Raw genomic sequence first — 10,599 nt, 5'->3', positions numbered from 1 at the left:
GCTCAGTCCTTCGCGCCGGCGCGCCGCTCCGGCGTGCGACGCTCCTTGGACGCCTGCCGCACCAGCTTCACGAGCGCCGCGTTCAGCGCCGGTCCCCAGTACCGCCCGGCCGCGCTCGCGACGAGGCGCATCGCGCGCGGCGCCACGAAGGTGATCTCGACGCGGCGCTCGGGGCCGTCCTCGTCAAAGCGAACGGTGGCCCCGGTCGCCCGGGGAATGCGCTCCGCCGCCTTCAGGACGGCGCGTTCGGCTTTCTTGAGCATGGACTGCGTCAGCGCGACGCCACTGTGCTTGAAGACCAGTTGCACGATCTATCCTCCGGTCTGGATCACCTGCTGAAGATGCACCGCCGTCTGATCGGCGGCGCGCTCCCACGTGAAAGACTCGGCAAACCGCCGACCGTTCTCCCCGAGCCGCGTCACGAGGGGTGCCGACTCGCACAGTCGCTGCATCGCGTCCGCCATGGCCTGGATGTCGCCGTGGGGCACCAGGAAGCCCGTCTCACCATCGCGCACCGATTCGCGAATGCCCGGGGAGTTCGACGCAACCACCGGCGTGCCGCACGCCGAGGCCTCGATATTGGTGAGCCCCCACCCTTCCTTGGGCGAGGCAAAGGCGGTCGCCCACGAGCGGCGCAGCAGGGCTAGCTTCTCGACTTCGCTCACAAAGCCAAGAAACCGCACGCGAGCGCCCAGGTCAAGCGAGGCCACCAGGCGTTCGAGCGCCGGCCGGAAGTCGCCTTCACCCGCGATCTCCAGCACGGAGCGCTGATCGGCCACGCGCGCGAAGGCCCGGATCACCAGGTCCACACCCTTGTACTTCTTGAGCCGGCCGAGGTAGGCAAAGACCGGCGATGGCGATCGCTGGGCCGGATCGGGCGTGTAGTACTCGCAGGACGCGCCCGGATAGATGACACGCACCTGCGACCGCGCGATGCCGCGCGCCACGAGGTCGTCGGCCGTGCTCTCGCTGATGGCCTCGAACGGCGTGTGCCGGTAGATCGCGGGAATGGGGCGCTCCGACAGCCAGACCGCCGAGGCGAGCGGCACCGACAGCTCCTGAAACGCCGTGCCGCCAAAGAGGTGCGGAACGCAGGCGACCACGCGCCGCGCCCCCCAAAGCGGCGTGTAGAGGGGCATCTTGTTGATGTCCTCAACCAGCACATCGAAGCCGAGCCCGGCGAGGTGCCGGCGATAGTAGGCCCATGCCTTGAGCGCAAAGGTCTGCCGAATGCCCGTGCGATGCACCTCGATGCCGCCGAGGACCGCGCGCGGCGGACAGCCGGGCCAGCCCCCGCAGAGCATCGTGACCTCGTGCCCCTTGGCCGCCAGGCGCTCGAAGATCTCGTGGAGGTGGATTTCAGCCCCACCCGCCAGCGGATTCTCACGGTCCTGCCAGTTCACCACCAGGAGCCGCACTAGAGACGCCCCAGGCGCCGGGCAAGCGCGTCGAGCACCCCGTTCACGAAGCGCGCGCTCTGCGCGCTCCCGAAGCGCTCGGCGAGGCGCACCGCTTCCTGCAGGACGACGCGCGGCGGCGTGACGCCCTGCACCAGCTCCGCCGCCGCAAGGCGCAGCACGCAGCGCTCGATGGCGCCGAGGCGATCGAGCCGCCAGTTGGTCGTGACCTCGCCCAGGTCCGCATCCAACTCGGCCCCCTGCGCCTGGATGACGCGCAAGAGCGCGTCGGCGAAAGCGCGTTCCTCGGGGGCGACGAGGAGATCGTCCCAGAGCAGCGTTGCCACGCGGTCCAGCGACAGCCCGGCACGCAGGTCCCAGGCGTAGAGTGCCTGCAGCGCACGCGCTCGGCCGCGCGTCTCAAGTCGCGCCATCAGTCGTCATCCTCAGCGTCTTCGCCCAGATCCAGCTGGCTGTACAGGTCGGCCATCGCCATCGCCGCGAGCGCCGCATCCCAGCCCTTGTTGCCGTGATCGCCGCCGGCGCGCGCCTTGGCCTGGTCGAGCGTATCGGTGGTGAGCAGGGCGAAGCCGACGGGCACGCCGTACTCGCCCTGCAACAGCGAGAGCCCGCGCGAGGCCTCGCCCGCGACGAAGTCGAAATGCGGCGTCTCGCCGCGAATGACCGCGCCGCACGCGACGACCGCATCGTACCGTTCGCTCATCAGCACGCGGGCAACCGCCGCCGGCAGCTCCCAGGCGCCGGGCACCCAGACGACGTCGATGTCATCGGCCCGCGCACCGTGGCGAACCAGGCAGTCGAGCGCGCCATCCACCAGGGGCTGCGTGATGATTTCATTGAAGCGGCTGCCGACGACGACAAACCGCCGTCCGGCGCCATTGGGAGTGCCTTCGAACTCCGCCATCAGAGCGCCCGCAGGTGCCCGAGCTTCCGCACCTTGGTTTCGAGGTACGCTGCGTTCTCGCTGGTCGCCGGCGAGATGACGGGAACGCGCTCGCCGAGGCGAAGCCCGTACCCTTCGAGGCCAACGAGCTTCTTCGGGTTGTTGGTGATCGGGCGAATCGACTTCAGGCCCAGGTCGAGGAGGATCTGCGCGCCGATGCCGTAGTTCCGCAGGTCCGGGGCGAAGCCGAGCCGCTCGTTCGCCTCGACCGTGTCGGCCCCCATGTCCTGCAACTCGTACGCCTTGAGCTTGTTCAGCAGGCCGATCCCCCGCCCTTCCTGGTCGAGGTAGACGATGACGCCTTGCCCCGCGTCGGCGACCAGGCGCATCGCCTCGTGCAGCTGCCAGCGACAGTCGCAGCGGAGCGAGTGGAACGTGTCGCCGGTGAGGCACTTGCTGTGCATGCGCACCAGCACATCCTCCCCACCCTCCACCTCCCCCATCACGAGCGCCACGTGCTCATGCTCGTCGACGTCATTGCGATAGCCGATGACCCGGAACTGGCCGAACTCCGTTGGGAGCCGCGCCTCGGCGACGCGATGCACCAGGCGCTCCGTTTGCAGGCGATGCGCGACGAGCTGCGCGACGGTGATGAACGTCAGGCCGTGCCGGTCGCAGAACTCCTCCAGGTGCGGACGCTTGGCGGTCGATCCGTCCTCGTTGAGAATCTCGCAGATGACCCCGGCCGGCTGCAGCCCCGCCAGCCGCATCAGGTCCACGGCGGCCTCGGTGTGTCCCACGCGCTCCAGCACTCCGCCTTCGCGCGCCCGCAACGGATGCACGTGCCCGGGGCGCCGAAGCTCCGACGGCACCGCGAGCGGGTCGGCGAGGCGGCGAATCGTCGCGGCCTGGTCGCGCGCACTGATGCCGGTCGTGACCCCGTAGCGCGGCACCGCGTCGACCGTCACGGTGTACGCCGTGCGCAGGGCGTCGGTGTTCTCGCTCCCCATCATTGGCAGCTCGAGCTGGGCGACCCGCTCGTGGCTGAGCGCCACGCAGATCATCCCCTTGGCCTGCATGAGGAAGTTCACCTTCTCCGGCGTCACGAACTCGGCCGCCAGGATGAGATCGCCCTCGTTCTCGCGATCCTCGTCGTCGGCAACCACGATGAACTTGCCGGTGCGGAGGTCGTGGAGCGCCTGGTCTATGGTTGCAAAGGGCATCAGAGGGATGGCAGATGGCGGAGGGCCGATGGCAGATGCGGGGCGGCGAGTTGCTGGACGAACTTGCCGATCATGTCCGCCTCGACGTTCACACGGTCGCCGCGGGAGAGCGCGCCGAGCACGGTGTGTCGCAGGGTGTACTCGATCAGCGAGATCTGCACCCCGTCGGGGAGCAGCTCGTTGACGGTGAGGCTGGTGCCGTTCACGGCGATGGATCCATGCGGAACCATCAGCGGCATCCACTCCGGTTCGATCACCAGGTCGACGAGCAACGCATCACCCCTGGTGGTGACGCCGGCGACATCCGCGACGGTGTCCACATGCCCGGAGACGAGATGGCCGCCCAGGCGATCGCCCAGCGCCATCGCTCGCTCGGTGTTGATGCGGCGCCCCTCGGCCCAGCCGGCGAGCGTCGTGCGCTCGAGCGTGGTGACGACCGCCGCCACGGTGAACGTCCCCGCCGCCGCCTCGCGCACCGTGAGGCAGACGCCGTCACAGGCAATGCTCTCGCCATCGGTGATCCCCTCGTAGGCCGTGCGCACGACGAACTCCCGGCCCGCGGGCGTGGGAATGGCGCGGACGATAGTGCCGATGTCGGAGATGATGCCGGTGAACATAGAGAGACAACAGAGAGAAAACAGAGAAACAACAGAGAGACAACAGACTACAACGGAGGGGCGAGGAGGATCATCAGATCATCGTCATACGGCCTTCGACTACGGTGGGGCAAGTACGGTCATAAGGTCATCGTCGAACGGCCTTCGCTCGATAACCCGCCAGCGGGCGAACGCACTCGTCGCGACGGCGGGGACCGCCGAGAAGGCGCCCAGGGAACCTGCGCCAAGCACTACCGGCGCCTGAAAGATAACCATCCGGTCGACGAGATTGCTGGCCAACAGCGCGCCAGCGAGGGTGGCTCCACCCTCGACAAGCAGGTGTTGTACGCCGCGCGCGTGCAGGGCGTGGAGGGCCGAAGGCAGGTCGTGTGCTTCGATTGGTTCCACGCCCTTGCGCTGCAGGGCGGCCGCCGCTGGCGCCGCCGGCTCCTCGGTCAGGATGACCGTGGCGAGCCGCTTTGCCGTGCGCGCCAATTGGCCGTCGAGCGGCAACCGGGCGTGGCGATCGAACACGACGCGCAATGGCGCCACCCGCGGCTTCCTGACGCCGCGCACCGTGAGGGCCGGGTCATCGGCCAAGGCCGTGCCGATCCCCACCGCGATGGCATCGGCGCTCGCGCGCAGGCGGTGCACCTGCCTTCGCGCCGCTTCCCCCGTGAGCCAGCCGCGCTGGCGATCGGCGGCCGCGATGGCGCCGTCGAGCGAGACCGCGAGCTTCAGCGTGATCCACGGACGCGACGCGCCGCTGGCCCAGTGCAGAAACGGCGCGCTGAGTTCACGCGCTGCGTCGGCCTCGAGGCCAAACTCGACGGCAATGCCGGCGGCCCGCAGCGCGTCGGCACCGTGGGCCTTGGCCGGATTCGGGTCCGCGACGGCGCAGACCACGCGCCGCACACCGGCGGCAATGAGGGCCTGGCTACACGGCGGCTGCTTGCCGTGCGCATTGCACGGCTCGAGCGTGCAGTAGACATCGGCGCCGCGGGCAAGATCACCGGCCTGCGCCAGCGCGACGACCTCGGCGTGCCGTTCGCCGAAGCGCGCGTGATGTCCGGCGCCAACGATGGCGCCGTCGCGGACGATGACGGCGCCAACCATCGGGTTCGGCGCCGTCTGCCCCCAGCCGCGCGCCGCCAGCGCGAGCGCGCGCCGCATCCACGCGCGCTCCCGGCTGCCCCACGCCGCGGCCGGACCGGTCATCAGAAGCCCGTGCGCAGGCCCAGCGAGAAGTAGCTGCGGCTCTTTGCCGCGTCGGCGCTTCCGCCAAACGTGTTGTACAACGCGCCCATCGAACCGCCGCTGGCCTGTCCCACTTCGGCCACCAGGCGTCCGATGATGAAGTTGAAACTGAGGCCGGCGTAGATGTTCGTGCGCGTCATGCTGTTGCTGACCGCATGCGTCGTTGGGGTCATGGCCGGCTGGACGGCGCCCACGGCGACGGCGTAGATCGCGGAGTTGTCGTACTTGTCCTGTCCCACCCCGGCCTGCAGGCCAAAGGCCATGAACGACTTGGACGCGCTCAGGCGCCATCCCTTCGTCTTCAGTGACAGGTCGTCGATGGCGATGGTCCCCGGCACCGTGGTCCCGCTTTCGGTCACGGTGCTCTGCGCCATCACGTTGATGGTCGGCAGCGCGCGTTGCACGTAGGAGAACGCGACGCCCGGCACGAGGATCGATTCCTGCAGCAGTCCCACGCGTACGCCGCCGCCGAATTTGGTCGAGCCTCCGGGCAGCGACACGGTGACGTCGCCACCCTCGGGCGCCGACGGGATATACGTCGCCGTGAGGATCGCGTCGATGCCGCCGACTCTCGTCACGCCAACGGGAATGCCCTTGAAGATGCCAACCGATCCGTCGATGGTGGCCATCGGAATGAACTGCTTGTCGACCGCAAAGTCCGACTTGAATTGTCCCGTCGTCTTGAATCCGACATTGTCCATCTTCGGGAAGGCGCCGTTGACGGCGCTGGCGCGCAGCGCGATCGCCCAGTGCGGAAACCCACCCAGCACCCCGCCCTGCCCGATCGTCGCCGCGCCACCGGCAAGCGCCGTGGAAATCTGCGGCGTGAGGAAGTGGAACAGGTCGACGGCCTTCTGGCAGGCGTCCTGAGTGTTCCCCGAGGCGCACTGCGCCTGCACCGGCGAAACACCGACAACCATCGCCGCGCCTGCCACGAGCATCGCATGCCGGATTCGCATTGCCATTGTCCTCACTTGAGAATGACGCGGCCGGTGCCGCGAATGACGCGACCCAGCATCCAATTGTCTACCCCGGCGGCCGTCGCGCTCGCGCGCACCGTCGCCGCCCCCGCCTCGTCGGTAATGACCACCATCCCCACGCCCATGTTGAAGGCGCGGAACATTTCGTCGCGGGCCACGCCGCCGGCCTCACCGAGCACCCGGAAGACGTTCGGCACCTCCCACGATGCCGTGTCGACTTCCGCGTCGAGATCTTGGGGCAGCGAACGGTCGAGATTCCCTGGCAGCCCGCCCCCCGTGATGTGCGCCATCGCGTGGATGGCGCCGCGCACGGGAGCGAGCGCCCTGAGGTACGAGCGATGCACCGCGAGCAGCACATCGGCCGTCGAGCGTGTGTCGCCAGGAAAAACGTCGTCGGCTTTCAGCTTCAGCCGCTCGTCCACGATGCGCCGAGCCAGCGAATAGCCGTTGGTGTGCAGCCCGCTCGAGGCCAGCGCGACGAGCACGTCGCCTGCACGCACGCGGTCGCGCGTGATGACCTGCTCCTCCTCGACCCATCCGACGATGAACCCCGCCAGATCGTAGTCGGGCGGCGTGTAGAGACCCGGCATCTCGGCGGTCTCCCCACCGACGAGCGAACAGCCGTTCTCGCGGCACCCGGCGGCGACGCCGGCCACGACTTGCTCGACCACCTGCGGCACGAGCTTGCCGAACGCCACATAGTCCAGGAAGAAGAGCGGCTCCGCCCCCTGCACCAGGATGTCGTTGACGCAGTGGTTCACAAGGCAGTGGCCGATGGTGTCGTGCCGGCCGGCCTCGATGGCGACCTTGATCTTGGTCCCCACGCCGTCGGCGCTCGACACGAGCAGGGGCGCCTTGGCCCCCGCCGGCACGCGGAACATCCCGCCAAATCCGCCAAAGGCGCCGCGCGCCCCGGCGGTGAAGGTGCTCTCGACGAGCGCCTTGATGCGATGCTTGGACGACTCGGCGGCGGCGATGTCGACGCCGGCGCCGGCGTACGTCAGCGCGGAGTCACTCACGACGGCATGTCCTGGTCGAAGGAGACGAGGCGGTGGAACTCGGCGACGCGGCGATCGATGTCGTTGCGCGTGACCGATAGCAGGCGGGTGATCGAGAATGCCTCGACCACGAACGAACCCATGGCCGAGCCGATGACGACGGCGCGACGCAGGTTGGCCTCGCTGAGGTCGTTGGTGCGCGCGAGGTAGCCCATGAAGCCGCCGGCGAACGAATCGCCCGCGCCCGTGGGATCGAAGACCGCCTCGAGCGGGAACGCCGGCGCGTAGAAGATGGACTCGGGCGTGAACATGAACGCGCCATGCTCGCCCTTCTTGATGAGCACCGTCTTGGGGCCACGCGCGAGGATCCACCGCGCCGCCTGCACGAGATTCGCCTGCTCGGTCAGCTGGCGCGCCTCGCCGTCGTTCAGCGTGATGAGATCCACGCGCTTGAGCAGGTCGAGCAGGTCGCCGCGCCGCGACTCGATCCAGAAGTTCATCGTGTCGCAGGCGACGAACTTGGGCTTCTCCACCTGCTCGAGCACCTGCAGTTGCAGGCGCGGATCGATGTTGGCGAGGAAGACGTACTGCGCCGACTTGAACTGCTCGGGAAGCTTGGGGCGGAAATGCGAGAAGACGCCGAGGCGCGTCTCGAGTGTCTCGGCCGAGTTGAGGTCGTGCCGGTAGCGTCCGCGCCAGCGGAACGACTCGCCCTCCGCCTGCTCGAGGCCCGTGAGATCGATGCCCCGCTCGCGCAGCGCTTCGAGGCGCTCGACCGGGTAGTCGTCGCCGACGACGCCTACCATCTGCACGGGGCACTGGTGGCTGGCCGCGGCGGAGAAGTAGGTGGCGGAACCGCCGAGCACTTCGTCGGCCTTGCCAAACGGCGTTTCGACCGAGTCCAGCGCGACGGAGCCTACGACTAGGAGTGACATCGGAACGGGGAGGAGATGGAGGCGAAGGGACGGGGAACGAGTGCAGGAACGGGGGCGAGAGCGCTACATGCGCTCGGGGGCCGTGATACCCAGCAGCGCGAGGCCGTTCGCCAGCACCTGGCGCGCGGCCTTGGCCAGCACGAGACGCGCGCGCAGGATCTGCTCAGGTTCCCCAAGCACGTGATGCTTGTGATACCAGAGGTGGACCTGACGCGCCGTCTCCAGCAGGTAGGCGGCCACGCGATGCGGCTCGAGCGCGTCGGCGGCGCCAGCCACGAGTCGCGGGTAGTCGAGCAGCGACTTCACCAGCTCGCGCTCGGCATCCTCGTTCAGCGCCTCCCAGTGCACGCCGTCCGCGGTGATCGTCGCCGGATCGATTTCGCCGACGCGGAAGATCCCGCTGAGTCGCGCGTGCGCCATCTGGATGTAGTAGACCGGGTTCTCCTCCGACTGCGACCGCGCGAGGTCGACGTCGAAGACCAGCTGGCTGTCGCCCTTGCGCATGAGGAGAAAATACCGCACGGCGTCGCGCCCCACGTCGTCAATGAGGTCGCGCACGGTCACGTAGCTGCCGGCCCGCTTGGAGATCTTCACCTCCTCGCCGCCGCGCGTCACGGTCACCATCTGGTGGAGCACATACTCGGGATAGCCCTTCGGTACCCCCACCTCGAGCGCCTGCAGGCCGGCGCGCACGCGCGCCGTCGTGCCGTGGTGGTCAGACCCCTGCACGTTGATCGCCCGCGTGAAGCCGCGACGCCACTTCGTGACGTGATACGCAACGTCCGGCACGAAATAGGTGTATGTGCCGTCGCGCTTGCGCATCACGCGATCCTTGTCATCGCCGAAGTCGGTGGTGCGCAGCCACAGCGCGCCGTCGTCCTCGAACGTGTGCCCGCCCTGCTGCAGGAGTCCGACCGTCTCCTCGACGAGTCCGTCGGTGTAGAGCGACGACTCGAGGAAGTAGACGTCGAACTTCACGCCAAAGGCCTTCAGGTCGAGATCCTGCTCGGCGCGCAGCGCCGCCACGGCGAAGCGGCGCATCGCGTCGAAGAGCGTCGCGTCGTCGGGGCGCGCGCCACCCAGGATGGCTTGCGCGCCGGAGAGGAGTACGGGGTGCGGGGGTGCCTCGTGTTCGGACAGGTACCGTTCAGCAATTTCCCTGATGTACTCGCCGTTGTATCCGCCCTCGGGAATGGCGGCGTCAATTCCCGCCGCCTGCGCTACGCGCACCCACAGCGACTTGGCGAGGTTCTCGATCTGCACGCCCGCGTCGTTGTAGTAGAACTCACGAGTCACCCGGTACCCTGCCCCTTCGAGCAGCGCGGAGATGGCGTCACCCAGCGCGGCCTGGCGTCCGTGACCGACGTGCAGCGGTCCCGTCGGGTTGGCCGAGACGAATTCGACGTTGACCGGCCGTCCCTGCCCCGTGTCGTTGCGGCCAAATGCCGTCCCCAACGCGAGGATATCGGCGATTCCGCGCGCGTTGGCGCCGGCGCCGAGGCGGAAGTTGATGAAGCCGGGGCCGGCGATCTCGGTGGCTGACACGCCCGCCGCGGCAAGGTCGAGCTTGGCGACCAGCAATTCGGCGATGTCGCGCGGCTTCTTGCCGAGCGGCTTGGCGAGCGTCATCGCCAGATTGGTGGCCCAATCGCCGTGCGCCGGGTCGCGCGGACGCTCGAGCACGGGCATCACACCGGCCGGCGCGCCAATGGCGACCGCCGCACGGGTGAGCTCGTCTCGCAGCAGCTGTTCAGGCGTCATTCGCCGCCCTTCGCGGGCGTGGCGGCCGGCGCGGCGGCCGGCTTGGCGTCGGCCTTCGCGGAGTCCGGCTTCGGCGCGTCAGACTTCGCGCCCGCCGAAGACGCCGCATCGCCGCCCTCCTTCGACGTCCCCGCCGTCGCCGGCTTCGCTGCCTTCTTGCCGTCCTTGCCGTAATCGGTGATGTAGAACCCCGACCCCTTGAACAGCAGGCCGCCACCCGCCGAGACGCGCCGTTCGGCAGGCACACCACAGGTGGGACAAGGCAGTTCAGGCTTGGCGGCGCTGATCTTCAGGACGAAATCCTCGAAGTCGTGGCCATTAGCGCAGCGATACTCGTACGTGGGCATGGTGCTCGAGGGGGCTAAGATGCGACAGACATTTAGTTTAGCACTACGATTGAGGATTTGGAATCCGGATTGGGATTTGGGATTGCGATTTATGATTGCGATTGGCGACTACGATTCGTGATTGCGCCGCAGGATGACGGCGACAATGGAGCTCGGAGATGGCGCTCGGCGATGGCGTTCGACGCTTGCGATTGCCGTCGC

The 10,599-nt window shown here is 68.4% G+C and carries 12 protein-coding genes; all 12 read right to left on the bottom strand.

Features of this window, described 5'->3' with window-relative positions; translation table 11 throughout:
- Positions 1-2: 2 nt before the first annotated feature.
- Positions 3-308 carry a hypothetical protein gene (locus VGJ96_05180; protein ID HEY3286502.1) on the bottom strand — a complete coding sequence of 102 codons (306 nt, stop codon included), beginning with the start codon at positions 306-308 and terminating at the stop codon, positions 3-5.
- Positions 309-311: 3 nt separating this feature from the next.
- Positions 312-1,418, bottom strand: coding sequence for a glycosyltransferase family 4 protein (locus VGJ96_05175; protein ID HEY3286501.1), 1,107 nt, complete (start codon positions 1,416-1,418; stop codon positions 312-314).
- Complete coding sequence (gene nusB / locus VGJ96_05170; protein ID HEY3286500.1) at positions 1,418-1,831, bottom strand: transcription antitermination factor NusB; 414 nt, start codon at positions 1,829-1,831, stop codon at positions 1,418-1,420. The genes VGJ96_05175 and nusB overlap by 1 nt, the downstream gene beginning before the upstream one ends.
- A complete protein-coding gene (ribH, locus tag VGJ96_05165) occupies positions 1,831-2,322 on the bottom strand; it encodes a 6,7-dimethyl-8-ribityllumazine synthase (GenBank protein ID HEY3286499.1) in 492 nt (163 codons plus the stop codon). Before ribH ends, nusB begins: the two co-directional genes overlap by 1 nt.
- Positions 2,322-3,524 (bottom strand): bifunctional 3,4-dihydroxy-2-butanone-4-phosphate synthase/GTP cyclohydrolase II, encoded by a 1,203-nt coding sequence (locus VGJ96_05160; protein ID HEY3286498.1) that lies wholly within the window; start codon positions 3,522-3,524, stop codon positions 2,322-2,324. The genes ribH and VGJ96_05160 overlap by 1 nt, the downstream gene beginning before the upstream one ends.
- Positions 3,524-4,141, bottom strand: coding sequence for a riboflavin synthase (locus VGJ96_05155; protein HEY3286497.1), 618 nt, complete (start codon positions 4,139-4,141; stop codon positions 3,524-3,526). Before VGJ96_05155 ends, VGJ96_05160 begins: the two co-directional genes overlap by 1 nt.
- Positions 4,142-4,240: 99 nt before the next feature.
- Positions 4,241-5,338 carry a bifunctional diaminohydroxyphosphoribosylaminopyrimidine deaminase/5-amino-6-(5-phosphoribosylamino)uracil reductase RibD gene (gene ribD / locus VGJ96_05150; protein HEY3286496.1) on the bottom strand — a complete coding sequence of 366 codons (1,098 nt, stop codon included), beginning with the start codon at positions 5,336-5,338 and terminating at the stop codon, positions 4,241-4,243.
- A complete protein-coding gene (locus VGJ96_05145) occupies positions 5,338-6,336 on the bottom strand; it encodes a hypothetical protein (GenBank protein HEY3286495.1) in 999 nt (332 codons plus the stop codon). The genes ribD and VGJ96_05145 overlap by 1 nt, the downstream gene beginning before the upstream one ends.
- 11 nt (positions 6,337-6,347) lie before the next feature.
- Entirely contained in the window at positions 6,348-7,376 is a 1,029-nt protein-coding gene (gene purM / locus VGJ96_05140; GenBank protein HEY3286494.1) for a phosphoribosylformylglycinamidine cyclo-ligase, read from the bottom strand.
- On the bottom strand, positions 7,373-8,290 hold the full coding sequence (locus VGJ96_05135) for a PfkB family carbohydrate kinase (protein HEY3286493.1): 918 nt from the start codon (positions 8,288-8,290) through the stop codon (positions 7,373-7,375). Before VGJ96_05135 ends, purM begins: the two co-directional genes overlap by 4 nt.
- A 63-nt stretch (positions 8,291-8,353) precedes the next feature.
- Positions 8,354-10,051, bottom strand: coding sequence for an arginine--tRNA ligase (gene argS, locus VGJ96_05130; GenBank protein ID HEY3286492.1), 1,698 nt, complete (start codon positions 10,049-10,051; stop codon positions 8,354-8,356).
- Complete coding sequence (locus VGJ96_05125; protein ID HEY3286491.1) at positions 10,048-10,398, bottom strand: FmdB family zinc ribbon protein; 351 nt, start codon at positions 10,396-10,398, stop codon at positions 10,048-10,050. Before VGJ96_05125 ends, argS begins: the two co-directional genes overlap by 4 nt.
- Positions 10,399-10,599: the final 201 nt, after the last annotated feature.

The organism is Gemmatimonadaceae bacterium (assembly GCA_036504815.1).
GTDB lineage: Bacteria > Gemmatimonadota > Gemmatimonadetes > Gemmatimonadales > Gemmatimonadaceae > PNKL01.
The sequence above is the reverse complement of the archived record's forward strand: the minus strand, read 5'-3'. Positions and strand labels throughout refer to the sequence as shown.